Origin of the sequence: Xanthomonas sontii, from assembly GCF_040529055.1 — a bacterium.
Taxonomy (GTDB): domain Bacteria; phylum Pseudomonadota; class Gammaproteobacteria; order Xanthomonadales; family Xanthomonadaceae; genus Xanthomonas_A; species Xanthomonas_A sontii.
On the sequence record NZ_CP132342.1, the window covers coordinates 21314 to 46305 of the forward strand.

The window sequence follows — 24992 nt, forward strand, 5'->3', positions numbered from 1 at the left end:
GAGCCGCTCCTGCAGCGGGTCCCCGTCGTTATTGGATCCGCTCTGGAGTCGCTCCCACAGAAATTCTCGGCGAGTTGTTTGGTGCACTGGTGGAAGCACCTAGACCAGACCGCTATCGAAGCCGGTGGCGATCTGCACTTCGCTCGTCGCGACTGAAGTCGCTCCCACAGTTGGCTCCCACAACGCACCTGCGACGAGCGCGGCCAACGTTAAAAGCCGCTCTGCGCCCGAGCACTGGCATTCCGCGCAACACGCACACCGCCGCCCGGCCTTCCAGGCGGCGGCGTAGCGATCCCTCAGAGCTTCCCGGCGCCGGCCTTGGCCTTGACGTCCGCCGCCACCTTGTTCGCCGGCAACAGCGAATAGGTGTACGGCGGGGTCCAGCCGATGTTGTTGTTCCAGGAACAGTTCAGCGCCTGGCCGTTGAGCAGCGAGCCGAAATCGCGGTAGACGCTGCCGCCGTAGTCGGCCGCGATCTTGTCGCAGCTGCTCACGCCGCTGATGTCGAAGACGTTGTTCTCGGAGAAGATCTTCGATTCCTTGCCGACGCCGTGCGCGTAGGAGAACGGATACACCGAATTGCTGGTGCTGCCCACGTGGTAGTTGTTGTACAGGTGCACCTGGCCGAAGCGCACCCGCGGCGCGCGCGCGGAGATGTTCTCGAACAGGGTGTTGTGGATGGTCACCTTGAGCTTGCCGCTGTCGGTGCTGGAGGCGCTGTCGCTGGAGCCGATCAGGTTGTTCTTCTCGTGCGACTTGAACACCGAGTACGACACGGTGACGTAGTTGGCGCCTTTCTTGATGTCCAGCGCGCCGTCGTGGTGCTGCTTGGGGCGGCCGTTGGCGGTGCCGTTCTGGTCGTCGGTGCGGCGGCCGTCGGTGAAGGTCACGTGGTCCACCCACACGTTGCTGGCGCCCTCGATGGTCATGCCGTCGTATTCGGAATTCCAGTTGCCGGCGCTGCCGTCGTTCGGATCCCACACCGGTTGCGGATCCCATGGATTCTCGATGGTCAGGTTGCGCACGATCACGTCGTTGGCCTTGACGTAGAAGTAGCCCTCGCGGATCTCGGCGTTGCTGCCGACGCCGATCAGCGTGGTCTTGGTGGGCACATCCAGGCGCGCGCGGCTCTTCATGTCCGCGGTGGTGCTGTACGGCGTGCCTTCGCTGATGTCGATGATGCCGTTGACCTTGATGATGCGGCCGTTGCTGCCGGCACTGGCTTTCAGCGCAGCCTTCAGCTGTGCCGCGGTGCTGACGCTGTAGACGTCGGCCGCGGCGGCCTTGGAACCGCCCTTGGTGCCGCCGTTCTGCGTGGCCCAGCCGGTGCTGGCGACCTCCAGGCTGGCGTCGGCATGGGCGGCGCCGGCCAGGCCGGCCAGGCACAGGGCCAGGCCGAACGTGCGCAGCGGCGAGCGTGGCGATGAAGCGATGAGGGACTGCGTGGTCATCCTGGAAACCTCGTGAGCGTGCGTGGTTTGGACGCAGGCGCGCGCGCTCCGCAGCAGCGGAATGCACGGCGACGCCTGCGCGATCGCTGTCCCCTCGGACAACTGCGGGTCATGCCTTCGTGGGAGGCAGGCGCCGAAGAGGCGCGCACTGTAGGCAGCGCGTGGCACGTGTAAAGAGGCGTTGGAGAAACGCGCGATCCAACCGCACAATGTGTGAACCACGTCGCACGAATCGCCTGCGCGCGCCAGGGCGACGCGGCACCATCGCTGCGGGACAACAACGCTGTCCCACCGACAGAAGGCGACATTGCGGAAGCCGCCTGCGACAGCGCAAAAACACCGAAAGCCGCAAACGGCAGGTGGCAGCCGCCGGGCCTCGCCCATCGACACGCAGCACGCAGGTGCGATTGCCACAACGAACACTGCCGGCGCCACCGCCGACCGCCTGCAGCGGCATCGCCAGGATCAGGTTGGGGGACGCATGCGGCGCAGTGCCGCCGCGCCGGGCGGGAGTGGAGCAGCACCACCTACACCGCCGCCTTCCGCACCCAGGCGGCGGCGGCACTCGAACGAAACCGCACGCCGCCCGCGGCGGACGCGCAGGAGCTCAGGACATGCCGTCGAAGAACAGCTCGATCGCCATCACCAGCGCGTCCTCGCGGCCGTTCGCGGCCGGGTAGTAGCGCGGGCGGCGGCCGATCTCGTTGAAGCCTTCACTGTGGTACAGGGCGATCGCATTGGGATTGGACGGCCGCACTTCCAGGAACACCCGGCGCGCGCCGAGATCGACGCCGTACTTGATCAGCGCGCGCAGCAGCAGCCGGCCGTAGCCGCGCGACTGCCGCTCGGGCGCCACGCAGACGTTGAGGATGTGCGCCTCGTCGGCAGCGACGCTGATCACGCCGTAGCCGACGATCGTGCCCTCCTCCACCAGCACCCAGCCCGGGTAACCGGCCTGCAGGCAGTCGCGGAAGATGCCGCGGGTCCAGGGGAACGGATAGGCGCGGCGCTCGATCTCCATCACCGCGTCCAGATCGGCCTCGCGCAAGGCGCGCAGCGTGGCCGTGGGCGCCGATGCCGACCCCAGTGCGCTCATCGCGGCGCCCGCTTGCGCAGCGCGCGCAACTGCGGCCACAGCGCGCGTTTGGCCGCCGCATTGCCGCGCAGTTCGTCCAGCGGCCAGGTCGCCATCAGCGCCTGCGTGGCCGGATCGTTGGGATTGAGGCCGGAGGCGCGCAGCAGGGCGATCTGCAGGCGGTCGGGCAGGCGCAGGCCGACCCGGCGCGCCCCTGCCGCGGGGGCCGCACGCGGCGCGTCCGGCTGCACCGCTGGTGCCGGTGGTGCCGGCGCCCGTCGCCGTTCCGGTGCGTCGCCAGCCGGCATGTCGGCGGCATGGCCGCCACGCGGCGGCGCCGATGCCGATGGCGCGCGCTGCACCGGCGGCGCCGGCTCGGTCGCCGGCGACGGGATGGGCTCTGGCTCGACCACGGCCGCGGCATCCACATACACGGTGTGGCCCAGCGCCTGCAACCAGCCGACCTGTTCGGCCGACCACAACGGCGCATGCATGGACGCGGGCTCGCTCATGCCGCGTCCGGCACCTTGCGCCAGCGCCGCCACAGCCACAGGCAGGGGCCGGACAGCGCGTACAGCGCGCCGATCGCCAGCAGCGCCCGGGCCAGGTCGATGACCAGCACCGCCAGCACGATCGGCGCCAGCACCAGCATCAGGAACGGCACCCGGTCGGTGCGCGGGCCCTTCTCGCCACTGCCCTTGAAGCTCCAGAAGCGGATGCGGCTGACCATCAGCAGCGCCGCGGTGACGGTCAGGCCCAGCGCCACGTAGCGCAGCTGTTCGCCGTCCCAGCCCAGCGAGCCGTCGGCGAAGGACCACACGAAGGCCATCATCAGCCCGGCCGCGGCCGGACTGGCCAGGCCCACGAACCAGCGCTTGTCGACCGTGCCGACCTGGGTGTTGAAGCGGGCCAGGCGCAGCGCGGCGCAGGCCGCGTACAGGAACGCCGCCGACCAGCCGACCCGGCCGAGCATGCCGCCATCGAACTTCAGCGCCGACAACGACCAGTGGTACATCACCAGCGCCGGCGCCATGCCGAAGCTGACCAGGTCGGCCAGCGAGTCGTACTGCACGCCGAATTCGCTGCTGGTGCCGGTCAGCCGCGCCACGCGCCCGTCCAGCCCGTCCATCACCGCGGCCACGAACACCGCCACGCTGGCGTGCACGAACTGGCCGTTGGCGGCGGCGATGATGGCGTAGAAACCGGAGAACAGGCCGGCGGTGGTGAACAGGTTCGGCAGCAGGTAGATGGTGCGCGAACGGGGGGGCGGTCGGGATGGGTCCATCCCGCCAGTCTAATCGACTTGCCAGGCCCGTCGGCGGGTGCTGCAATCGGCGCTCCCGCCGCGCCCTGGAGACCGAGATGCGCGCCCTGCCCCGGTTTTGCTGCCTGCCCCTGCTCGCCGTCAGCGGCATGCTCGGCGCCACCACCCTGTACCAATGGAAGGACGCGCAGGGCGTCACCCACTATGCCGAGACCCCGCCCCCCGGCGGCAAGTACCAGGTGCGCAAGGTCGACACCCGTGGCGATGCCCCGACCGAGACGCCCGAGGCGGCCCCGGCCGAGAACGCCAAGTGCCTGACCGCGCGCAAGAACCTGGACATCCTCGACAAGCCCGGCAAGATCACCACCGACAGCGATGGCGACGGCAAGCCGGACGGAGAACTGGACGAATCCCAGCGCGGCGCGCAGAAGGCCCTGGCCGAGGCCGCGATCAAGGCCTACTGCACCCCGGCCGCCGCACCCGCCAAGTAAGCGGAACGCGCCCCGAACGCGCGCGGCCGGCCGCGGGCGATGCCCGCAGCGCCGGCAATGACTGGCAAAATGGGCGACCCGCCGTCTGCGAAGCCCCTCGATGCGCCTTTCCCAGTTCCACCTGCACACCACCAAGGAAACCCCGGCCGACGCCGAACTGGTCAGCCACCAGCTGATGCTGCGCGCGGGCATGATCCGCAAGCTCGCCTCCGGCCTGTACACCTGGTCGCCGCTGGGCCTGCGCGTGCTGCGCAAGGTGGAAGCGGTGGTGCGCGAGGAAATGAACCGCGCCGGCGCGGTGGAAGTGCTGTTCCCGACCATCCAGCCGCGCGAGCTGTGGGACGCCACCGGGCGCTGGAGCAAGTTCGGCGGGCTGATGCTGCGCATGCAGGACCGCAAGGAACAGGACTATTGCTACAGCCCGACCGCCGAAGAGGCCGCCGCCGATTTCGCGCGGCAGGAGCTGAGCAGCTACAAGCAGTTGCCGGTCAACTTCTACCAGATCCAGACCAAGTTCCGCGACGAGATCCGCCCGCGCTTCGGGGTGATGCGCGCGCGCGAGTTCCTGATGAAGGACGCCTACTCGTTCCACATCAGCGACGAGGACCTGGCGCGCGAGTACGAGAACATGAAGGCGGCCTACACCCGCATCTTCACCCGCCTGGGGCTGCAGTTCCGCGCGGTGCAGGCCGATTCCGGCGACATCGGCGGCGACGCCTCGCAGGAGTTCCATGTGCTGGCCGCCTCCGGCGAGGATTCGCTGGCGTTCTCCACCGGCTCGGACTACGCGGCCAACGTCGAAGCCGCCGTCGCCGCGGCACCGGCCCCGCGCCCGGCTGCCTGCGAGGAGCTGCGCAAGGTCGCCACGCCCACCCAGAAGACCTGCGAGGCGGTGGCCGAGCTGCTCGGCCTGCCGCTGCAGCGCACGGTCAAGTCGGTGGCGGTGATGGCCGGCGAGACCTTCGTGCTGGCGCTGGTGCGCGGCGATCACACGGTCAACGAGATCAAGCTGGGCAAGGTCGCCGGCCTGGCCGGCTACCGCATGGCCAGCGAGGCCGAGATCCTCGCGCACCTGGGCAGCGAACCGGGCTTCCTCGGCCCGCTGGGTCCGCGCCAGCCGATCCGCGTGGTCGCCGACCGCGACGTGGCGGCGCTGGCCGACTTCGTGGTCGGCGCCAACGAGCGCGGCTTCCACCTGACCGGGGTCAACTGGGGCCGCGACCTGCCGGAACCGGATGCCGTCGCCGACCTGCGCAACGTGGTCGAGGGCGAGCGCGCCCACGACGGCGGCGAGATCCGCCTGGCCCGCGGCATCGAGGTCGGACATGTGTTCCAGCTCGGCCGCCAGTACGCGCAGGCGCTGGACGCCACCGTGGTGGACGAGAACGGCAAGACCGTGACGCTGGCGATGGGCTGCTACGGCATCGGCATTTCCCGCATCGTCGCTGCGGCGATCGAGCAGAACCACGACGACGCCGGCATCCGCTGGCCGCAGCCGATGGCGCCGTGGACGGTGGCGGTGTGCGTGATCAATCCCAAGCGCGATCCGGCGGTCGACGCCGCTGGCGAGGCGCTGCTGGCCGAGCTGCAGCAGGCCGGACTGGATGCGGTGCTGGACGACCGCGGCCTGCGCCCCGGCGCGATGTTCGCCGATATCGAATTGATCGGCGTTCCGCACCGGGTGGTGGTCTCGGAGCGGGGCCTGGCCGCCGGCACCTTCGAATATCGCGCGCGCAGCGGCGGCGATGCCGAACACCTGGATCGAACCGCCTTGCTGGCACGCCTGCAGGCGTGACGAAAGGGGCCGGGAGGATATCCCGGCCCTTTTTCTTTACGCCGCCGTCACGCGTTATGGGGGAAACCAGGCGGGTATCGGCGCAATTGAATACGCCCGGCATGGATCCATAAGGACATATTCCAACGCCATTGCAACTGGAAATACCCGGCGCGAATAAGCCGAATATTTGTCAAGGCGATTCCGCATCATTATGATTCTGCGCTGCCAGGGAATGGCGGAAGGCCACCACCCATTTTCCGGAGTAAAGATGACCATCGATCTCAGCGGCCTGTCGGCCAAGCAATTGGGCGCGCTCATCAAGACCGCCAAGAAGCAGCAGTCCATCGTCGCCAAGCGCACTCCCATCGCCAAGGTCCGCACCCAGCTAACCCGCCTGGCCAAGAGCCACGGCTACAGCATCGAGGAAGTCTTTGGCGGCGCCCCCGCCGCGCGCGGCCGCAAGGCCGGCAAGCCGGGTCCGAAGCCGGGCCGCAAACTGGGCAAGGTTCCGCCGAAATACCGCAATCCCGCCAATGCCGCCGAAACCTGGACCGGCCGCGGCAAGCAGCCGCGCTGGCTGGCCGATCTGGTCGCCAAGGGCAAGAAGGTCGACGATTTCCTGATCGCCGGCGGCGCCGCCAAATCCGCCGCGCCGGCCAAGAAGACCGCCAAGAAGGCGGTCAAGCGCGTCGCCAAGAAGGCCAGCAAGAGCGCTGCGCCGAAGGCCTGATCCGCCACGGCAACCGCAGTCGAAACGCCGGCGCATGCCGGCGTTTTTTATTGCCGCATTCAAAGATTCTTGCGCGCCGGCACCAACAGATTGCCGAACAGCAGGCCGGCGACCAGCGCCATCACGATATTGGTCACCGTCAGCAGCGCCGATTGCCCGCCGAGCACGTCCTGCTGCTGGACCAGGGTCAACAGCCCGCGCAAGCTGGCACTCCCCGGCACCAGCATGATGATGCCCGGCAACCGGACCAGCGCGCCCGGCCGGTGCACGATGCGTCCGAACAGATTGCCGGCCGCGGTCAATACCATCGCCGACAGGAAGATGCCGACCGGGCTGCCCCAGGCGTCGCCGGCGAAGCGCGCGATCGCGTAGCCGGCCACCGATGCCGCCATCACGAACGGATAATCGCGCAGGCTGGCCTTGAACAGCAGGGCGAACGCATAGGCGGCCACCAGCAGCGAGGCCCATTCCACCCAGCCGTGCTGCGGCCGCGACGCCCGCACCATCGGCTCCAGGCCCAGCAGTTGCGCCAGGGTCACCGCGATCACCGCGCCGACGGTCAGCTTGACGATGGTGGTGACCGCGCCGGCGAAGCGCGCCGTGCCCGAGACCCAGTGCTGGCTGGTGAGTTCGTTGACCGCATTGGTCAGCGCCATACCCGGCAGCAGCACCACCAGCGAGGCGATGATCACCGTATTGAGATTCAGCGGCGCCACGAAACTGGCCACCAGGGTCGCGACGAAACCGGCCAGCAAGGCCGCCAGCGCGTCGTTGGCTTCTTTGGTGGCCGGGCGCTTGTCGGTGAGCTGGGTGAGCACGCCGATCAGCAGGCCGATGGCGGTGGCGGTGGCGATGTCCAGCCACGGCAGGCGCCACAACCCGGCCACGCCGGCCGCGGCCAGGCCGAAGCCGAGCACCTGCATCGCCATCCAGCGCCGCCCCGGCGGCTGGTCCAGCTGGCGCAGCGCGGTGTGGCCCTGGGCCACGCTCATGCGCCCGCTGGCCACGTCGTCGGCGATGCGGTCGGCGACGCTGAGCTTGTGCAGGTCGTTGTCGCCGGGCGCCAGCCGCACCACGCGGGTGATGTCGCTGGAGCCGATCGCCTTGGTCGGGTCGCTGAAGCTGAGGATCAGCCCGGTCGGGTTGGACCAGGGTTCGCAGTCCAGGTCCAACTGCTGCGCCAGCGCCACCACCGCCGCCTCCAGCCGCTGCGCGGTGGTGCCGTAGGTGTGCAGTCGCCCGGCGATGTCGGAGACGAAGGCGATGCGCTGCGCGTAGGTCGCGTTGGCGGAGGGACTGACGGTGGGAGCGGCGGGCATGTCGGCTAGTATGGCGCGAACGCCGCGCCCGGCCACCCCGTCGCGATCACCACATCTGCAACACGGGCGAAACAGGTATGCTCGCGCACCGGACGCCCCCATGATCGAACCGCAACCGCCCAAACTCAGCCAGGACGACCGAGACCCCTCGCGGGTGCGGCTGACCGGCAGTTGGACCCTGGCCACGGCCCTGGCCTCCTCGGAAGTGCTGCGCGGCATGCCGGCCGGCACCACCGGCATCGACGCCAGCGGCATCGGCCAGCTGGATTCGGCCGGGGTGCTGCAACTGATGCGCTACGCCACCCGCAACGGCATCGCCCACGAGGCGCTGGATTTCCGCCAGGATCACCGCGCCCTGGTCTCGACCATCGAGGACGTGGCCGACGACCGCCCCAAGCGCAAGCGCGACTACGGTTTCGCCGCGGCGCTGGAGCGCCTGGGCTACGCGGTGCACCGCAACGGCAAGGAAATCGTCGCCCTGGTCGGCTTCCTCGGCGAGACCCTGGTCAAGCTGCTGCGGCTGCTGCACGCGCCGCGCCGGTTCCGCCTGACCGCCACCGTGCACCACATGGAGCAAGTCGGCCTGGACGCGGTGCCGCTGGTGGCGCTGCTGTCGTATCTGGTCGGCGCGGTGATCGCCTTCCTCGGCTCCACGATCCTGCGCGACTTCGGCGCCGAGATCTACGTGGTGGAACTGGTCAGCATCGCCTTCCTGCGCGAGTTCGCGGTGCTGCTGACCGCGATCGTGCTGGCCGGGCGCACCGCCAGCGCGTTCACCGCGCAGATCGGCGCGATGAAGGCGCGCGAGGAGGTCGATGCGATCCAGACCCTGGGCCTGGACCCGATGGATCTGCTGGTGATCCCGCGGCTGGTGGCGCTGCTGCTGATGCTGCCGCTGCTGACCTTCGTGGCGATGATCGCCGGTCTGGCCGGCGGCGTCACCGTCGGCGCCTTCGACCTGGGCATCCCGCCGCAGATGTACCTGGCGCGCATGCACGACACCATCCAGATCCGGCACATGCTGGTGGGCCTGTCCAAGGCGCCGATCTTCGCCATCGTGATCGGCCTGATCGGCTGCCTGGAGGGACTGCGCGTGGAAGGCACCGCGCAGTCCGTCGGCGAGCGCACCACCTCCAGCGTGGTACAGACGATCTCGCTGGTGATCATCATCGACGCGATCGCCGCGCTGTGGTTCATGAACATGGGGTGGTGACGTGAAGCCGGGAATCGGGAGTGGGGAATCGGGAATCGGAAAAGCTGGCGGCGTCCGCGACGCTGGCCAGGAGTGCACGCTTTGACCATTCCCGATTCCCCACTCCCGAATCCCGAGCAAGACCTCGCCATCTCCGTCCGCGGCCTGGTCAATCGCTTCGGCAGCCAGACCGTGCACGAGGACCTGGACCTGGACGTGCGCCGCGGCGAGATCCTCGGCGTGGTCGGCGGATCGGGCACCGGCAAGTCGGTGCTGATGCGCACCATCCTCGGCCTGCGCGAGCCCGATGCCGGCAAGATCCAGGTGCTCGGCGTGGATACCGATTCCGGCCGCCGCGCCGATCGCCTGCACGTGGAGCGCAACACCGGCGTGCTGTTCCAGGACGGCGCGCTGTTCTCCTCGCTGACCGTCGGCGAGAACGTGCAGGTGCCGCTGAAGGAGCATTTCGGCGAACTGCCCGACAGCTGGCATTACGAGCTGGCGCTGCTGAAGGTGAAGCTGGCCGGCCTGCCCGCCGATGCATTGAACAAGCTGCCCTCGCAGCTGTCCGGCGGCATGCGCAAGCGCGCCGGGCTGGCGCGTGCGCTGGCGCTGGACCCGCCCCTGTTGTTCCTGGACGAACCCACCGCCGGCCTGGACCCGATCGGCGCGGCCGCCTTCGACCGGCTGATCCGCACCCTGCAGGAAGCGCTGGGCCTGACCGTGTTCCTCATCACCCACGACCTGGACACCTTGTACGCTATCTGCGACCGCGTGGCGGTGCTGGCCGACCGCAAGGTCATCGCCAACGCGCCGCTGGCCGAGATCGAGCAAGTGGACCATCCGTGGATCCAAGAGTATTTCCACGGCCCGCGCGCCCGCGCCGCGCGCGATGCCAAGACCGCCTGGACCGAGACCCCCTGAGCCCATGGAAACCAAAGCCAATTACGTGCTGATCGGCGCCTTCACCATCGTGGTGGGGATCGCGCTGCTGCTGTTCGGACTCTGGGCCGCCAAGTATTCCTCCGACCGCACCTGGCAGGAATACCGCGTGGTGTTCCGCGAGGCGGTGACCGGCCTGTCGGTCGGCAGCCCGGTGCAGTACAACGGCATCGCGGTGGGCTCGATCACCGAGCTGACCCTGGCGCCGAACGATCCGCGCCAGGTGGTGGCGCGGATCCGGGTCAACTCGACCACGCCGATCAAGAGCGACACCCGCGCCAAGCTGGGCATCACCAGCCTGACCGGCCCGTCGATCATCCAACTGTCCGGCGGCACCCCGGAAGCGCCGGCGCTGACCTCGATCGACAACAGCGATGCGCCGATCATCCAGACCACGCCCTCGGCGCTGCAGAACATCACCGACACCGCCAACCGCATCGTCGAGCGCCTGGACGAGGTGCTCAGCGACCGCAACGTCGCCAGCATCACCGCCACCCTGCACAACCTGGAGACCATCAGCGGCGGCCTGGCCGACCGCGACCAGGGCATGCAGTCGCTGATCGTCAGCGCGCGCGATGCGGCGCGCAACCTCGACACCACGCTCAAGACCACCAACGGCACCATCCAGCGCCTGGACCAGAACCTGGTGCAGCAGTTGCCGCCGATCCTGGACAAGCTGGAGGACACGCTGAGCAAGCTGGATTCGGCCGCCGGCAATGCCGACAAGATCCTTGGCGAGAACCGCTCGGCGATCAACAGCTTCGCCAACGACGGCCTCGGCCAGCTCGGCCCGACCCTGACCGAACTGCGTGGCCTGATCCGCGACCTGCGCCGGGTCAGCGACCGCCTGGACAACAACCCCGCGCGCTACCTGCTCGGCCGCGACGCCCCGAAGGAGTTCAAACCCAAATGAAGCCGATGCGCGCCTTCCTCCTGCTCGCCGTGCCGGCCCTGCTGCTGGCCGGCTGCTCGCTGCCCGGCGGCAACAAGGAGCCGGTGACGATCTACGCGCCAGACGTGCGGGTCACGGCCGACCCGGCCTGGCCGCAGGTGAGCTGGCAACTGGCGCTGACCAAGCCCAGCGCCGCGCGCGTGGTCGACAGTTCGCGCATCGCGGTGCGGCCGACGCCCGACGAACTGCAGGTATATGGCGGCGTAAGTTGGGCGCAACCGGCCACCGACATGCTCGAGGACATGCTGCTGCGCGCGTTCGAGGATTCCGGGCGCATTCCGGGCGTGGCCCGGCTCGGCACCGGCATCCGCGCCGACTACAAGCTGCTGCTGGACCTGCGCCGTTTCGAATCGGACTACGCCGGGCGCGCGGTGCCGTCGGCCACCATCGAACTCAACGCCAAGCTGCTGTACAGCGCCGACCAGCGCGTGGTCGCCTCGCGCACCTTCCTGGTGACCCAGCCCGCCGCCGGCACAGCCGAATCGCAGGTGGTCGACGCCTTCGGCCAGGCCATGTCGCAACTCGGCCACGACGTGGTCGGCTGGACCCTGCAGCAGGGCCAGGCCGACGCCGCCACCGCGCTGGCGCCCAGCGTGCCGCCGCCGGCCAGCCAGAAGCCGCCGCGGCGCTGATGGCTCCCCTCTCCCACCGGGAGAGGGGTCGGGGGTGAGGGTGCGACGGCCGCGGAGCCGTCTTCTCCAGACACCTCCCCAGCCACCCGGCCCTCATCCGCCCCTTTGGGGCACCTTCCCCCAAAAAGGGGGCCGTGGTCCCGGCGGGAGAAGGGATCACAGCTTCGCTCCCCTCTCCCACCGGGAGAGGGGTCGGGGGTGAGGGTGCGACGGCCGCGGAGCCGTCTTCTCCAGACACCTCCCTAGCCACCCAACCCTCATCCGCCCCTTCGGGGCACCTTCTCCCAAAGGGAGAAGGATCACGGCTTCGCTCCCCTCTCCCACCGGGAGAGGGGTCGGGGGTGAGGGTGCGGCGGCCGCAGAGCCGTCTTCCCCAGACACCTCCCTGGCAACCCGACCCTCATCCGCCCCTTCGGGGCACCTTCTCCCAAAGGGAGAAGGAATCAAGGCTTCGCTCCCCTCTCCCACCGGGAGAGGGGTCAGGGGTGAGGGTGCGACGACCGCGGAGCCGTCTTCTCCAGACACATCCCTGGCAACCCGACCCTCATCCGCCCCTTCGGGGCACCTTCTCCCAAAGGGAGAAGAAATCAAGGCTTCGCTCCCCTCTCCCACCGGGAGAGGGGCCGGGGTGAGGGTGCGGCGGCCGCGGAGTCAGTTCCCCAGACACCTCTCCAGCCACCCGAACCTCATCCGCCCCTTCGGGGCACCTTCCCCCAAAAAGGGGGCCGTGGTCCCGGCGTGAGCGTGAGAAGGGAGGCGCCATCACACGATCCTGCGGAAGGTCAGATTGATCCGCTCCCCCACCGGCTTGGCCGTACGCGGCAGCGCATGCCTGTACAGGCGCTGGGTCTCGCCCGCCATCAGCAACAGCCCGCCGGAGGTCAGTTCCAGCGCCTGGCGCAGTACCGGCTCCCGACGATGGCGCAGCACGAAGCGACGCGTCGCACCCAGGCTCAGCGAGGCGATCACCGGCGTCGGACCGAGTTCGCGCTCGTCGTCGCTGTGCCAGCCCATGGCGTCGCGGCCGTCGCGGTAACGATTGGCGAGCACGCTGTTGAACGCCACCCCGGTCTCGGCCGCCAAGCGCGCGCGCAGCGGCAGCAGCGCCGCTGGCCACGGATGCGGCGCGAAGCGGGTGCCGGAATAACGGTAGCTGGCGTCGGCGTCGCCGATCCAGCAGCTCAGCCGCGGCGAATCGACCAGCTTGCCGAACAGGCGGATCCGGTGCACCTCCCACGGCACGTCCTGCAGCAACTGCGCGCACAGTGCCGCCGCCACGGCCGGGTCCAGCCACTCGGGATACCAGCGCAGATCGGCGCCAGGCAGGTCCAGTTCCATCGCGCCACGCTAGCATGTCGGCGACCACCATACGCCGGCGTGCGGAATTTGCCCCTTCACGCGCAAACCCTGAAAATGCAGGCAGCCAGAACGAGCCAACGGGAGCGGAGCAGATGACGGGAACCGAGGGCGGCGCCAACGCGCCGCAGCCAGTGGAGCGCGACGTCATGGAATACGACGTCGTCACCGTCGGCGCAGGCCCGGCCGGGTTGGCGTTCGCGATCCGGCTCAAGCAGCTCAACCCCGACATCTCGGTCTGCGTGATCGAGAAAGCCAGCACCATCGGCGCGCACATCCTGTCCGGCGCGGTGATCGAACCGGCGCCGCTGGATGCGCTGCTGCCGGGCTGGCGCGACAACCCGCCGCCGATCTGCGTGCCGGCGGCCGAGGACGAGTTCTGGTACCTGAGCAAGGACGGCGGGCACAAGTTCCCGATGGTGCCGCCGGGCATGCGCAACCACGGCAACTTCATCGTCAGCCTCGGCGCGATGTGCGCCTGGCTGGCGCCGCAGGCCGAGGCGCTGGGCGTGGAGATCTACCCCGGCTTCGCCGCCGCCGAGACCCTGCACGCCGAGGACGGCACGGTGCTGGGCGTGCGCATCGGCGACATGGGCGTGGCCAAGGACGGATCGCACAAGCCCGGCTACACCGCCGGCATCGACATCCGCGCCAAGGTCACGGTGCTGGCCGAAGGCGCGCGCGGGCATCTGACCAAGCGCCTGATCGCGCGCTTCGCGCTCGACGCCGGGCACGATCCGCAAGCCTTCTCGATCGGCATCAAGGAGCTGTGGCAGCTGCCCGAAGGCCGGGTCAGCCCCGGCAAGATCGTGCACACCCTCGGTTGGCCGGCCGACAGCAAGACCTATGGCGGCAGCTTCCTGTATCACCTGGAGAACAACCAGGTGGCGCTCGGCTACGTCAGCGGCCTGGACTACCACGACCCCGAATACCGCCCGTGGGAGGCCTTCCAGCAGTGGAAGAACCACCCGATGATGAAGTCGCTGCTGGAAGGCGGCACCATCCTCTCGGCCGGCGCGCGCGCCATCGCCAGCGGCGGCTGGCAGTCGCTGCCGAAGGTGGAGATGCCCGGCGCGCTGCTGATCGGCGACACCGCCGGCCTGCTCAACGTGCCCAAGATCAAGGGTACCCACCAGGCGATCCGCAGCGGCATGCTCGCCGCCGAACACCTCGCCGCCGGTGCCGCGCTGGACCCGGCCGGCTTCGACGCGCGCCTGCGCAACTCCGAAGTGATGGCCGAGCTCCGTCAGGTACGCAACATCAAGCCCGGCTTCAAGAAGGGGCTGTGGTTCGGCCTGCTCAACGGCGCCTGGGAAACCCTGGTCAAGGGCGCCTCGCCGTGGACGCTGAAGGTCGGTGCCGACTGGAAGAGCCTGGACCGGCTCGGCGAGCACGAGCAACCCAAGCGCGACTACGTGCAGCGCGAGCTGGCGCCGCGCGACCGCCTGCAGGGCGTGTACTTCGCCGCCACCGAGCACGACGAGGACCAGCCGGTGCACCTGCACGTGCTGGATCCGCAGATCTGCGTGACCCGCTGCACCGAGGAATACGGCAACCCCTGCACGCGCTTCTGCCCGGCGGCGGTGTACGAGATCGTCGACGACGCGGCCGGCAAGCGCCTGCAGATCAACGCCGCCAACTGCGTGCACTGCAAGACCTGCGACATCAAGGATCCCTACGCGATCATCAACTGGGTGACGCCGGAAGGCGGCTCCGGGCCGAATTACCAGAACCTGTGAGCGCAGGCCTGCCCGCGCGCCTGAAGACCGCACTGTTCCTGACGCTGCGTGCCGGCTTCCGCGCCCTGCCGCTGTCGCAGGCGCAGCGCGACCGCCTGCGCGCGCGGTTCCTGGAACGCCATGCGGACCTGGTGCCGCCACCACCGCGCGGACAGGTGGGCGGTGGGTTCGGCGAACGCCGCGCGCGCGCGCGCGCCGACGAGCGTGCGATCGGCCATGTCTCCTCGCAGCAGGCGCCGTTGCCGACACTGCTGCCGGCCACCGTGGTGGCGTTCTACCTGCCGCAGTTCCATCCGATCCCGGAGAACGATGCCTGGTGGGGCACCGGTTTCACCGAATGGCGCAACGTCGCCCGCGCGCTGCCGCAATTCGAGGGACACGTGCAGCCGCGGCTGCCGGCGGACCTGGGCTTCTACGACCTGCGCAACCCGGACAGCATGCGCCAGCAGGTGGCGCTCGCGAAGCAGTACGGCGTCGGCGCGTTCTGCTTCTACTTCTACTGGTTCGGCGGCAAGACCCTGCTGGAGACGCCGCTGCGGCAGTGGCTGGACGATCCCACGCTGGAACTGCCGTTCTGCCTGTGCTGGGCCAACGAACAATGGTCGCGGCGCTGGGACGGCCGCGGCGACGACGTGCTGATGGCACAGGCGCACAGCGCGCAGGACGACCTGGACTTCATCGCGCACGTCGCCGACTACCTGCGCGATCCGCGCTGCCTGCGCGTGGACGGCCGGCCGATGCTGCTGGTGTACCGCCCGCACCTGCTGCCGGATCCGCAGGCCACCGCGACGCGTTGGCGCGACTGGTGCCGCGCGCACGGCATCGGCGAACTGCACCTGGCCTACGTGCAGGGCTTCGAGCGGCCGGATCCGCGCGACATCGGTTTCGACGCGGCGGTCGAGTTCCCGCCGAACATGAGCAATCCGCGTTCGCTGGCGGCCGATCAGCACCTGCTCAATCCAAACTACAGCGGTGCCGTGCTGGATTGGCGCGCCCTGGCCGCAGAGATCGCCGCGCGCCCGCTGCCCGACTACCTGCTGTATCCGGGGGTCAACCCGGGCTGGGACAACGAAGCGCGCCGCCCCGGTGCCGGCCGCGTCTATCTGCATGCCTCGCCGCGCGGCTACGAGGACTGGCTGCGCACCACGATCCACACCCGGCTGCAGGGCCGCCGCGCCGAGCAGCGCCTGGTCTTCGTCAACGCCTGGAACGAGTGGGCCGAAGGCGCCGTGCTGGAACCGGATGCGCGACTGGGTCATGCCTATCTCGACGCCACCCGTCGCGCGCTTGCACCGCTGCCGGCGCGCGACACGACACCGCACGCGATCATCCACGCCTGGTATCCGCAGGTGCTGCCGGAACTGCTGGCGCAGCTCGCCGCGAGCGCCCTGCCCTGGCGCCTGCTGGTCACCACCTCGCCCGAGCAGGCCGATGCCGTGCGCACGCACCTGCAAGCGTGCGCATTCCCGTTCGAGGTGATAGTGCTGGAGAACCGCGGCCGCGACATCCTGCCATTCCTGCACGCGGCCGAGCGGCTGCTGCGCGACGGCGTGGACGTGGTGCTGAAACTGCACACCAAGCGCAGCACCCATCTGCACAACGGCGATGCCTGGCGCAGCGAGTTGCTGCAACGCCTGGCCGGCGCCGACCGCGCCGCGCGCGTGCTGCAGGCCTTCGCGCAGGAACCTGCGCTCGGCCTGGTCGCGCCCGAAGGCCACCTGCTGCCGCTGGCCGACTTCTGGGGCGGCAACCGCGCGGCCGCCGACTACCTGCTGCGCCGGACCGGCCATCGCGATACGCGCCTGGAGCAGGCGCAGTTCATCTCGGGCAGCATGTTCTGGGCACGCCTGCAGGCGTTGCGGCCGCTGCTGGACAGCGGCCTGTGCCCGTCGGAATTCGAGCCGGAGCAAGGGCAACTCGACGCCACCCTGGCGCATGCGGTGGAGCGGCTGGTCGCGCCGCTGGCCGAGCGCGTCGGCTATCGCGTCACTACCGTGGCCGACCTGCTCGGCCAGCCGCCACCAGTGTCCGCCGACTACGCCTACGCGCAGCGAAGCAGCTGAGGGAAGCTGTTCCGGCGCTTACCCGCGTCGGAACGGCACGCCGGTCTTGGCGGCCAGTTCCGCCTCGTCCACGCCCTCGGCGGTTTCCACCAGCACCAGGCCGCTGTCGGTGACGTCGAACACGGCCAGGTCGGTGATGATGCGGTCGACCACGCCGACGCCGGTCAGCGGCAGGTCGCAGGCCGGCAGGATCTTGTGGCTGCCGTCCTTGGCCACGTGTTCCATCAGCACGACCACGCGCTTGACCCCGGCCACCAGGTCCATCGCCCCACCCATGCCCTTGACCATCTTGCCGGGCACCATCCAGTTGGCCAGGTCGCCCTTCTCGCTCACTTGCATCGCCCCGAGAATCGCCAGGTCGATATGGCCACCGCGGATCATCGCGAAGGAGTCGTGGCTGCCGAAGTAGCTGGCGCCGGCACGGGCGGTGACGGTCTGCTTGCCGGCGTTGATCAGGTCGGCGTCGACCTCGTCCTCGCTGGGAAACGGGCCGATGCCGAGCAGGCCGTTCTCCGACTGCAGCCACACGTCCACGCCCTCGGGAATGTGGTTGGCGACCAGGGTCGGCAGGCCGATGCCCAGGTTCACGTAAGCGCCGTCGGTGAGTTCGCGGGCGGCGCGCTGCGCCATGTCGTCGCGGGTCCAGGCCATGTCAGGCGTCCTTCTGGCGCAGGGTGCGCTGTTCGATGCGTTTTTCGGGATGCGGGTTGTGCACGATGCGGTCGACGTAGATGCCGGGCAGGTGCACCTGGTCCGGATCCAGGCTGCCGGTCTCCACGACGTCCTCGACCTCGGCGATGCAGAGCTTGCCGGCCATCGCGCAGGCCGGGTTGAAGTTGCGCGCGGTCTTGCGGAACACCAGGTTGCCGGCGGCATCGGCCTTCCATGCCTTGACCAGGGCCACGTCGGCGCGCAACGCGGTCTCCAGCACGTAGTGCTTGCCGTCGAACTCGCGGGTCTCCTTGCCCTCGGCCACCACCGTGCCGTAGCCGGTGGCGGTGAAGAACGCGGGGATGCCGGCACCGCCGGCGCGCAGGCGCTCGGCCAGGGTGCCCTGCGGGTTGAACTCCAGTTCCAGTTCGCCGGCCAGGTACTGACGCTCGAACTCCTTGTTCTCGCCGACGTAGGACGAAATCATCTTGCGGATCTGCCGCGTCGCCAGCAGTTGCCCCAGGCCGAAGCCATCGACGCCGGCGTTGTTGGAGATCACGGTGAGACCGTTGACGCCGCTGTCGCGCAAGGCCGCGATCAGGGCCTCGGGAATACCGCACAGGCCGAACCCGCCGACCGCCAGGGTCTGTCCGTCCGCCACCACATCGGCCAGCGCCGTGGCCGCATCGGGGAAAAGCTTGCCGCGCCGCCCGCCCGCAGGGGTAGAGGTGTCGCCCATTCGCCAGCTCCGCATTGGAATGTAGACGGCTAGTTTAGCCGTTCGGGGACTGCGACCCCCGCCGCACCGCCGCAACGGCCGATTAAGCGCCGTAACGTTACACTCCGGTTTCCCCCAACTAGGACCCTCTTCCATGTCGCTTCCCGCATTCAAGGCCTACGACATCCGCGGTCGCGTACCCGACGAACTGAACGAGGACTTGGCCCGCCGCATCGGCGTGGCGCTGGCGGGGCAATTGGGTAGCGGCCCGGTGGTGGTTGGCCATGACGTGCGCCTGGCCAGCCAGGGGCTGCAGGACGCACTGTCGGCCGGCCTGCGCGCCAGCGGCCGCGAGGTCATCGACATCGGCCTGTGCGGCACCGAGGAAGTGTATTTCCAGACCGACCACCTGCAGGCGGCCGGCGGCGTGATGGTTACCGCCAGCCACAACCCGATGGACTACAACGGCATGAAGCTGGTGCGCGAGAACGCGCGCCCGATCAGCTCCGACACCGGCCTGTTCGCGATCCGCGACACCGTCGCCGCCGACACCGCGGCGGCCGCCGAGCCGACCGCCGCCGAGCACCACCGCCCGGACAAGAGCGCTTACATCGAACACCTGCTGAGCTATGTCGACCGCGCCACGCTCAAGCCGCTGAAGCTGGTGGTCAACGCCGGCAACGGCGGCGCCGGCGCCATCGTCGACCTGCTCGCGCCGCACCTGCCGTTCGAGTTCGTGCGCGTCTTCCACGAACCGGACGGTCACTTCCCCAACGGCATTCCCAACCCGCTGCTGCCGGAGAACCGCGCCGCCACCGCCAACGCGGTCAAGCAGCACGGCGCCGACTTCGGTATCGCCTGGGACGGCGACTTCGACCGCTGCTTCTTCTTCGACGCCGACGGCCGCTTCATCGAGGGCTACTACCTGGTGGGCCTGCTGGCGCAGGCGATCCTGGCCAAGCAGCCGGGCGGCAAGGTCGTGCACGACCCACGCCTGACCTGGAACACCATCGAACAGGTCGAAGAAGCCGGCGGCATCCCGGTGCTGTGCAAGAGCGGCCATGCCTTCATCAAGGAGAAGATGCGCAGCGAGAACGCCGTGTACGGCGGCGAAATGAGCGCGCACCATTACTTCCGCGAATTCGCCTACGCCGACTCGGGCATGATCCCGTGGCTGCTGATCGCCGAACTGGTGTCGCAGTCCGGCGGCTCGCTGGCCGACCTGGTCGAGGCGCGCATGCAGAAATTCCCGTGCAGCGGCGAGATCAACTTCAAGGTCGCCGACGCCAAGGCGGCGGTGGCACGGGTGATGGAACACTTCGCCTCGCATGCGCCGACGCTGGACTACACCGACGGCGTCAGCGCCGAATTCGCCGACTGGCGTTTCAACCTGCGCAGTTCCAACACCGAACCGCTGCTGCGCCTGAACGTGGAAACCCGCGGCGACGCGGCGCTGCTGGAGCAGCGCACCCAGGAGATCTCCGAGCTGCTGCGCGGCTGATCCCACCACCCTCCCCCTAGACGCACTATGGAGTTCCCCCGCCCATGAGCGACGTCCTTCCCATCATCCTGTCCGGCGGTTCCGGCACGCGGCTGTGGCCGCTGTCGCGCGAGTCGTACCCGAAACAGTTCCTGCCGCTGGTCGGCGAGCAGAGCATGCTGCAGGCCACCTGGCAGCGCGCGGCACCCGTGGCCGCGCACGCGCCGATCGTGGTCGCCAACGAGGAGCACCGCTTCGTCGCGGCCGAGCAGTTGCAGCAGATCGGCGTGAAGCCACATGCGATCCTGCTCGAACCCAAGGGCCGCAACACCGCGCCGGCGATCGCCGTGGCGGCGCTGGAGGCCGCGCGCGATGGCGCCGACCCGCTGTTGCTGGTCCTGCCCTCCGACCATGTGATCGGCGACGAAGCCGCCTTCCAGGCCGCGGTGCGCGTGGCCGCCGTTGCGGCCGAGCAAGGCAAGCTGGTGACGTTCGGGATCAAGCCGACCGCACCGGAAACCGGCTACGGCTACATCAAGGCCGCCGCCGGCGACGGCGCGCACGCGGTCGAGCGCTTCGTCGAAAAGCCCGACCTGGCCACCGCGAAAAGCTACCTGGCCTCCGGCGAGTACTACTGGAACAGCGGCATGTTCCTGTTCCGCGCCTCGCGCTATCTGGAAGAACTGCGCAAGTTCCAACCCGCCATCGCCGATGCCTGCACCAAGGCCTGGCAATCGGCCAAGCGCGATGCCGACTTCACCCGTCTGGACAAGGAGGCCTTCGCCGCCAGCCCCTCCGATTCCATCGACTACGCGGTGATGGAGAAGACCGCCGACGCGGTGGTGGTGCCGCTGGACGCGAAGTGGAGCGATGTCGGCTCGTGGTCGGCGCTGCTGGACGTGTCGCCGCAGGACACCAACGGCAACGCCCACCACGGCGACGTGATCGAGATCGATTGCCGCAACACCTACGCCTACGGCTCGCGCCTGATCGCGATGGTGGGCCTGCAGGACGTGGTGGTGGTGGAGACCGACGATGCGGTACTGGTCGGCCATCGCGAACGCATCCAGGAAGTGAAGGACATCGTCGGCAGGATCAAGGCCGATGGGCGTTCCGAAGCCACCTGGCACCGCAAGGTGTACCGCCCGTGGGGCGCCTACGATTCGATCGACAACGGCCAGCGCTTCCAGGTCAAGCGCATCACGGTCAAGCCCGGCGCCACGCTGAGCCTGCAGATGCATCACCACCGTGCCGAGCACTGGATCGTGGTCAGCGGCACCGCCGAGGTCACGCGTGGCGAAGAGGTGCTGCTGCTCACCGAGAACCAGAGCACCTACATCCCGCTCGGCGTGACGCATCGTTTGAAGAACCCGGGCAAGCTGCCGCTGGAGCTGATCGAAGTGCAGTCGGGCAGCTACCTCGGCGAGGACGACATCGTGCGCTTCGAGGACACCTACGGTCGCACCTGAGTTCGGCGCACGCCGCAAACGCAAAGAGCCGGGCATTGCCCGGCTCTTTGTTTTTCGGCTGCGTGGTTTAACGTGTGCGGCGGTCAGGCTGCCGGCGCTGCCGCGGCGAGTTCGCCGATGACCTGGCGCAGACCATCGCGCCACTGTGGCAGTTCCAGCGCGAAATCGCGCTGCAGGCGCGACACGTCCAGACGCGAATATGCCGGACGCTTGGCCGGGGTCGGATACTCCGCGGTGGTGATCGGCAACACCCGCGGCGCACGCGGCAACAGGCCCGCGGCCACCGCCTCGGCGAAGATCGCCTCGGCGAAACCGTGCCAGGTGGTCTCGCCGGCCGCGGTCAGATGCCAGGTGCCGGACGGCAGCGTCGCGCGCTGTGCCAGCACGCGCGCGGCGACATCGGCGATCAGCGCCGCCGGCGTCGGCGTGCCGACCTGGTCGGCGACCACCTTGAGTTCGTCGCGGTCGGCGCCGACCCGCAACATGGTGCGCAGGAAATTGTGGCCGTGCGCGGCGTAGACCCAGGCGGTGCGGAAGATCAGGTGCTGCGCACCGGAGGCGCGGATCGCCTCCTCGCCGGCCAGCTTGGTGGCGCCGTACACGCCCAGCGGCGCGGTGGGCGCATCTTCGGGATAGGGTTGCGTGCCCTGCCCGTCGAACACGTAATCGGTGGAGTAATGCACCAGCGGCACGCCATGCGCCGCGCACCAGGCGGCGATCGCCGCCGGCGACTCGGCATTGGCACGGTGCGCCGCTTCGGCGTCCTGCTCGGCACGATCGACCGCGGTGTAGGCCGCGGCATTGACCACCGCCGTCGGCCGCAGCCGGTCCAGCAGTTCGCCCAGGGTCTGCGGCTGGTCGAAATCGGCGCGCTCGCAGGCGCTGCCGTCGGGCAACTGGCCGCTGCGCGTGGTCGCGACCACCGGGCCCTGCCCGGCCAGCGCCGGCAGCAGTTCCTGCCCGACCTGGCCGTTGCCGCCGAAGACCAGCACGCTCATGGCTGGTAGACCGGCAGACGATCCTCCGCGATGTCCTTCAAAAATGGCGCCTTTTCGTCCTTGGCCGACAGCAACGGCGCATTGAGCGGCCAGTCCACCGCAATATCGGCGTCATCCCAGCGCACCGAGGCATCCGCTTCCTGGACGTAGACATCGGTACAGAGATAGCTGAACACCGCGCGCTCCGACAGCACCGCGAACCCATGGGCGAAGCCCTCCGGGATCCAGAATTGCTTGTGGTTCTCCGCGCTCAAGATGGCGGCAACCCAGCGACCGAAGTAAGGCGAACCGCGGCGTATGTCCACGGCGACGTCATAGACCTCGCCCTCCAGGACGCTGACCAGCTTGCCCTGCGGCCGCGGCCACTGATAGTGCAAGCCACGCAGCACGCCCTTGGAAGAGACTGAAACGTTGCTCTGCAAGAACGCGGCCGGCAAACCGGCCTGCGCAAACCGCTCGGCGTTCCAGCTTTCGAAGAAATGGCCGCGCGCGTCGCCGAACACCCTGGGTTCGATGACAGCACAGCCGGGTATCGCGGTCTCGATCAGGTTCAAAGAAGCTTTCCTCGTTTTGCCAGCGCCTGCAAATACAGGCCATAGCTGTTCTTGACCATTGGAAGCGCCAAACGTTGCAATTGTTCGGCGTCGATCCATCCCTGCAGGAACGCGATCTCCTCCGGGCAGCAGACTTGCAGCCCTTGGCGCGCCTGGATGGTCTCGATGAAATTGGAGGCTTCGTGCAACGATTGATGCGTACCGGTATCCAGCCACGCATAGCCGCGCCCCAAGGCTTCCAAGTGCAACTGCCCTTCCTGGAGATAGCGCCGATTGAGGTCGGTGATCTCCAACTCGCCACGGGCGGAGGGCGTCAGCGCTGCGGCATGGCGACTGGCATCGCCGTCGTAGAAATACAGGCCCGTCACCGCATAGTTGGACCGCGGCGACGCCGGCTTTTCCTCGATATCGATCACCTTGCCGGACTGGTCGAACTCCGCCACGCCATAACGCTGTGGATCGTTCACCCAGTAGCCGAACACGGTCGCGCCGTGCATGCGGGCATCGGCGCGACGCAAGGTCTCGGTCAACCCATGGCCGTGGAAGATGTTGTCGCCCAACACCAGACAGCTTGGCTTTTCGTCGACGAAATCGCGTCCGATCAGATAAGCCTGCGCCAATCCATCGGGGCTGGGTTGCACCGCGTACTGGATCTCCATGCCCCACTGCGCCCCGTCTCCCAGCAGCCTGCGGAACAGCGCCTGCTCGTGGGGCGTATTGATCACCAGCACCTGACGAATGCCCGCGAGCATCAGCACGCTGAGCGGGTAGTAGATCATCGGCTTATCGTAGACGGGCAGCAATTGCTTGCTGACCGCCTGGGTGATCGGATACAGCCTGGTGCCGGACCCTCCGGCGAGGATGATGCCCTTACGTTGGGTCATGGTCAGATTCTGTCGAAACGCTGCTTCGCGCAGCGGACATGAGGATCGAACGGCAACGGCATCATTGCAACGCGCCCATGCGTTCCAGCCGATAGCTGCCGTCGAGCACGCCCCGCACCCAGTCCTGGTGGCTCAGGTACCAGTCCACGGTGAGCGCAATGCCCTGTTCGAAGGTGTACTGGGGCTCCCAGCCCAGTTCATTCTTCAGCTTGGACGCGTCGATCGCGTAGCGTCGGTCGTGCCCAGGCCGGTCGGCGACATAGGTGATCTGGCTGGCGCGCGGCTTGCCGTCTTCGCGCGGACGCCGCGCGTCCAGCAGCGCGCAGATCGCCTGCACCACCTCGATGTTCTGCTTTTCCGCATTGCCGCCGACGTTGTAGGTCTCGCCCACCTTGCCCTTGGCCAGCACGGTGCGGATCGCCTCGCAGTGATCGCCGACGAACAGCCAGTCGCGCACCTGCTTGCCATCGCCGTATACCGGCAGCGGCTCGCCGGCCAGCGCCTTGGCGATCACCAGCGGAATGAGCTTTTCCGGGAAGTGGTACGGGCCGTAGTTGTTGGAGCAGTTGGTGGTCAGCACCGGCAAACCGTAGGTGTGGTGGAACGCGCGCACCAGGTGGTCGGACGCGGCCTTGGACGCCGAATACGGCGAGTTCGGCGCATACGGCGTGGTTTCGCTGAACTTGCCGGTCTCGCCGAGCGTGCCGTAGACCTCGTCGGTGGACACGTGCAGGAAGCGGAACGCGTTGCGGCTGCCGTCCGACAGCGCCTTCCAGTGATCGCGCACCGACTCCAGCAAGCCGAGGGTGCCGACCACATTGGTCTGGATGAAGGCGCCTGGCCCGTCGATCGAGCGGTCCACGTGGCTTTCGGCAGCGAAATTGACCACGGCGTCGGGCTGGTACTCGGCGAGCAGGCGGCACACCAGATCGCGGTCGCCGATATCCCCGTGCACGAACACATGGTCAGGGTTGCCGTCCAGCGACGCCAGCGTGTTCAGGTTTCCGGCATAGGTCAACGCATCCAGGTTGATTACACGGATGCCGCGCGCCACTGCCTCGAGCACGAAATTACCGCCGATGAAACCGGCGCCGCCGGTCACGAGCCAAGTCGCCAATGCCTTTCTCCTGTGTCTTGGCAGGCGCGCCACACCGAATCGCTGGAGCGCAACCGGTAAGGATAACGCTCAGGAGGCCGTACGACGCGCCTACGCAACGGGCGCCGTTCAGTCCGCCGATCGGACCTCGACCATACG

The 24992-nt window shown here is 68.6% G+C and carries 23 protein-coding genes; 11 read left to right on the forward strand and 12 right to left on the reverse strand.

The genetic code is table 11. The features are described from left to right. Nucleotides 1–296 precede the first annotated feature (296 nt). The 4 genes from RAB70_RS00065 to pssA form a co-directional block, all read right to left on the reverse strand. Nucleotides 297–1451, reverse strand: a complete 1155-nt coding sequence (locus RAB70_RS00065; protein ID WP_148828846.1) for a polysaccharide lyase family 1 protein — start codon at nt 1449–1451, stop codon at nt 297–299. A gap of 607 nt (nt 1452–2058) precedes the next feature. After that, nucleotides 2059–2547, reverse strand: a complete 489-nt coding sequence (gene rimI, locus RAB70_RS00070) for a ribosomal protein S18-alanine N-acetyltransferase (RefSeq protein WP_017907927.1) — start codon at nt 2545–2547, stop codon at nt 2059–2061. Further along, the gene (locus tag RAB70_RS00075) at nt 2544–3020 is read right to left on the reverse strand and encodes an alanine acetyltransferase (RefSeq protein ID WP_192578936.1); all 477 of its coding nucleotides are present in this window, start codon (nt 3018–3020) and stop codon (nt 2544–2546) included. The genes rimI and RAB70_RS00075 overlap by 4 nt, the downstream gene beginning before the upstream one ends. 14 nt (nt 3021–3034) lie before the next feature. Continuing rightward, nucleotides 3035–3811, reverse strand: coding sequence for a CDP-diacylglycerol--serine O-phosphatidyltransferase (gene pssA / locus RAB70_RS00080; protein ID WP_148828844.1), 777 nt, complete (start codon nt 3809–3811; stop codon nt 3035–3037). Nucleotides 3812–3888: 77 nt separating this feature from the next. Here pssA and RAB70_RS00085 point away from each other — a divergent pair, with 77 nt between their 5' ends. From RAB70_RS00085 to RAB70_RS00095, 3 genes are all read left to right on the forward strand, one after another. Then, on the forward strand, nt 3889–4281 hold the full coding sequence (locus tag RAB70_RS00085; RefSeq protein ID WP_148828843.1) for a DUF4124 domain-containing protein: 393 nt from the start codon (nt 3889–3891) through the stop codon (nt 4279–4281). Between the two features lie 100 nt (nt 4282–4381). Further along, nucleotides 4382–6076, forward strand: coding sequence for a proline--tRNA ligase (locus tag RAB70_RS00090; RefSeq protein ID WP_148828842.1), 1695 nt, complete (start codon nt 4382–4384; stop codon nt 6074–6076). A gap of 250 nt (nt 6077–6326) precedes the next feature. Beyond that, nucleotides 6327–6788 carry an H-NS family nucleoid-associated regulatory protein gene (locus RAB70_RS00095; protein WP_148828841.1) on the forward strand — a complete coding sequence of 154 codons (462 nt, stop codon included), beginning with the start codon at nt 6327–6329 and terminating at the stop codon, nt 6786–6788. Between the two features lie 59 nt (nt 6789–6847). On the opposite strand, the gene RAB70_RS00100 is transcribed toward RAB70_RS00095, so the two are convergent. After that, entirely contained in the window at nt 6848–8107 is a 1260-nt protein-coding gene (locus RAB70_RS00100) for a threonine/serine exporter ThrE family protein (protein WP_043093281.1), read from the reverse strand. 100 nt (nt 8108–8207) lie between these two features. On the opposite strand from RAB70_RS00100, the gene RAB70_RS00105 reads away from it, so the two are divergent. The 4 genes from RAB70_RS00105 to RAB70_RS00120 all read left to right on the forward strand — a co-directional run bounded on the left by RAB70_RS00105 (nt 8208) and on the right by RAB70_RS00120 (nt 11825). Continuing rightward, on the forward strand, nt 8208–9320 hold the full coding sequence (locus tag RAB70_RS00105) for an ABC transporter permease (RefSeq protein WP_010340194.1): 1113 nt from the start codon (nt 8208–8210) through the stop codon (nt 9318–9320). A gap of 81 nt (nt 9321–9401) precedes the next feature. Further along, nucleotides 9402–10223 carry an ABC transporter ATP-binding protein gene (locus RAB70_RS00110; protein WP_148828840.1) on the forward strand — a complete coding sequence of 274 codons (822 nt, stop codon included), beginning with the start codon at nt 9402–9404 and terminating at the stop codon, nt 10221–10223. Between the two features lie 4 nt (nt 10224–10227). Beyond that, the gene (locus tag RAB70_RS00115; RefSeq protein ID WP_010340196.1) at nt 10228–11154 is read left to right on the forward strand and encodes an MlaD family protein; all 927 of its coding nucleotides are present in this window, start codon (nt 10228–10230) and stop codon (nt 11152–11154) included. Next, nucleotides 11151–11825, forward strand: a complete 675-nt coding sequence (locus RAB70_RS00120) for an ABC-type transport auxiliary lipoprotein family protein (protein ID WP_148828839.1) — start codon at nt 11151–11153, stop codon at nt 11823–11825. Before RAB70_RS00115 ends, RAB70_RS00120 begins: the two co-directional genes overlap by 4 nt. 762 nt (nt 11826–12587) lie before the next feature. Here RAB70_RS00120 and RAB70_RS00125 read toward each other — a convergent pair. Further along, nucleotides 12588–13163 (reverse strand): alpha-ketoglutarate-dependent dioxygenase AlkB, encoded by a 576-nt coding sequence (locus RAB70_RS00125; protein WP_148827292.1) that lies wholly within the window; start codon nt 13161–13163, stop codon nt 12588–12590. A gap of 113 nt (nt 13164–13276) precedes the next feature. Here RAB70_RS00125 and RAB70_RS00130 point away from each other — a divergent pair, with 113 nt between their 5' ends. Together RAB70_RS00130 and RAB70_RS00135 are read left to right on the forward strand one after the other, a co-directional pair. Next, complete coding sequence (locus tag RAB70_RS00130; protein ID WP_148827294.1) at nt 13277–14920, forward strand: electron transfer flavoprotein-ubiquinone oxidoreductase; 1644 nt, start codon at nt 13277–13279, stop codon at nt 14918–14920. Then, entirely contained in the window at nt 14917–16983 is a 2067-nt protein-coding gene (locus tag RAB70_RS00135; protein ID WP_148827296.1) for a glycoside hydrolase family 99-like domain-containing protein, read from the forward strand. Before RAB70_RS00130 ends, RAB70_RS00135 begins: the two co-directional genes overlap by 4 nt. An 18-nt stretch (nt 16984–17001) precedes the next feature. Here RAB70_RS00135 and RAB70_RS00140 read toward each other — a convergent pair whose 3' ends face one another. Further along, nucleotides 17002–17634 carry a CoA transferase subunit B gene (locus RAB70_RS00140; protein WP_148827298.1) on the reverse strand — a complete coding sequence of 211 codons (633 nt, stop codon included), beginning with the start codon at nt 17632–17634 and terminating at the stop codon, nt 17002–17004. Between the two features lies 1 nt (nt 17635). Then, nucleotides 17636–18373 (reverse strand): CoA transferase subunit A, encoded by a 738-nt coding sequence (locus RAB70_RS00145; RefSeq protein ID WP_148827300.1) that lies wholly within the window; start codon nt 18371–18373, stop codon nt 17636–17638. A 133-nt stretch (nt 18374–18506) separates the two neighbouring features. Between RAB70_RS00145 and RAB70_RS00150 the strand changes: the two genes are divergently transcribed. Beyond that, the gene (locus tag RAB70_RS00150) at nt 18507–19853 is read left to right on the forward strand and encodes a phosphomannomutase (RefSeq protein WP_148827302.1); all 1347 of its coding nucleotides are present in this window, start codon (nt 18507–18509) and stop codon (nt 19851–19853) included. Nucleotides 19854–19897: 44 nt separating this feature from the next. Further along, complete coding sequence (locus tag RAB70_RS00155) at nt 19898–21301, forward strand: mannose-1-phosphate guanylyltransferase/mannose-6-phosphate isomerase (protein WP_148827304.1); 1404 nt, start codon at nt 19898–19900, stop codon at nt 21299–21301. 83 nt (nt 21302–21384) lie between these two features. Here the strand turns inward: RAB70_RS00155 and rfbD are convergent, their stop codons facing one another. From rfbD to rfbB, 4 genes are all read right to left on the reverse strand, one after another. After that, nucleotides 21385–22299, reverse strand: a complete 915-nt coding sequence (gene rfbD / locus RAB70_RS00160) for a dTDP-4-dehydrorhamnose reductase (protein WP_148827306.1) — start codon at nt 22297–22299, stop codon at nt 21385–21387. Continuing rightward, nucleotides 22296–22853, reverse strand: coding sequence for a dTDP-4-dehydrorhamnose 3,5-epimerase (gene rfbC / locus RAB70_RS00165; protein ID WP_043093295.1), 558 nt, complete (start codon nt 22851–22853; stop codon nt 22296–22298). The genes rfbD and rfbC overlap by 4 nt, the downstream gene beginning before the upstream one ends. Continuing rightward, entirely contained in the window at nt 22850–23737 is an 888-nt protein-coding gene (gene rfbA, locus RAB70_RS00170; protein WP_148827308.1) for a glucose-1-phosphate thymidylyltransferase RfbA, read from the reverse strand. The genes rfbC and rfbA overlap by 4 nt, the downstream gene beginning before the upstream one ends. A gap of 61 nt (nt 23738–23798) precedes the next feature. Then, a complete protein-coding gene (rfbB, locus tag RAB70_RS00175; RefSeq protein WP_148827310.1) occupies nt 23799–24854 on the reverse strand; it encodes a dTDP-glucose 4,6-dehydratase in 1056 nt (351 codons plus the stop codon). Nucleotides 24855–24992: the final 138 nt, after the last annotated feature.

Bases quoted from the DNA above. Each gene is read 5' to 3' on its own strand.
- RAB70_RS00120 (WP_148828839.1), top strand. From the start codon at position 11,151: ATGAAGCCGATGCGCGCCTTCCTCCTGCTCGCCGTGCCGGCCCTGCTG.
- RAB70_RS00150 (WP_148827302.1), top strand. From the start codon at position 18,507: ATGTCGCTTCCCGCATTCAAGGCCTACGACATCCGCGGTCGCGTACCC.
- RAB70_RS00105 (WP_010340194.1), top strand. From the start codon at position 8,208: ATGATCGAACCGCAACCGCCCAAACTCAGCCAGGACGACCGAGACCCC.
- rfbD (WP_148827306.1), bottom strand. From the start codon at position 22,299: ATGAGCGTGCTGGTCTTCGGCGGCAACGGCCAGGTCGGGCAGGAACTG.
- RAB70_RS00140 (WP_148827298.1), bottom strand. From the start codon at position 17,634: ATGGCCTGGACCCGCGACGACATGGCGCAGCGCGCCGCCCGCGAACTC.
- RAB70_RS00130 (WP_148827294.1), top strand. From the start codon at position 13,277: ATGACGGGAACCGAGGGCGGCGCCAACGCGCCGCAGCCAGTGGAGCGC.
- RAB70_RS00125 (WP_148827292.1), bottom strand. From the start codon at position 13,163: ATGGAACTGGACCTGCCTGGCGCCGATCTGCGCTGGTATCCCGAGTGG.
- RAB70_RS00100 (WP_043093281.1), bottom strand. From the start codon at position 8,107: ATGCCCGCCGCTCCCACCGTCAGTCCCTCCGCCAACGCGACCTACGCG.
- RAB70_RS00085 (WP_148828843.1), top strand. From the start codon at position 3,889: ATGCGCGCCCTGCCCCGGTTTTGCTGCCTGCCCCTGCTCGCCGTCAGC.
- RAB70_RS00090 (WP_148828842.1), top strand. From the start codon at position 4,382: ATGCGCCTTTCCCAGTTCCACCTGCACACCACCAAGGAAACCCCGGCC.
- rfbA (WP_148827308.1), bottom strand. From the start codon at position 23,737: ATGACCCAACGTAAGGGCATCATCCTCGCCGGAGGGTCCGGCACCAGG.
- RAB70_RS00065 (WP_148828846.1), bottom strand. From the start codon at position 1,451: ATGACCACGCAGTCCCTCATCGCTTCATCGCCACGCTCGCCGCTGCGC.
- RAB70_RS00115 (WP_010340196.1), top strand. From the start codon at position 10,228: ATGGAAACCAAAGCCAATTACGTGCTGATCGGCGCCTTCACCATCGTG.
- rimI (WP_017907927.1), bottom strand. From the start codon at position 2,547: ATGAGCGCACTGGGGTCGGCATCGGCGCCCACGGCCACGCTGCGCGCC.
- pssA (WP_148828844.1), bottom strand. From the start codon at position 3,811: ATGGACCCATCCCGACCGCCCCCCCGTTCGCGCACCATCTACCTGCTG.
- RAB70_RS00095 (WP_148828841.1), top strand. From the start codon at position 6,327: ATGACCATCGATCTCAGCGGCCTGTCGGCCAAGCAATTGGGCGCGCTC.
- RAB70_RS00145 (WP_148827300.1), bottom strand. From the start codon at position 18,373: ATGGGCGACACCTCTACCCCTGCGGGCGGGCGGCGCGGCAAGCTTTTC.
- RAB70_RS00075 (WP_192578936.1), bottom strand. From the start codon at position 3,020: ATGCATGCGCCGTTGTGGTCGGCCGAACAGGTCGGCTGGTTGCAGGCG.
- RAB70_RS00155 (WP_148827304.1), top strand. From the start codon at position 19,898: ATGAGCGACGTCCTTCCCATCATCCTGTCCGGCGGTTCCGGCACGCGG.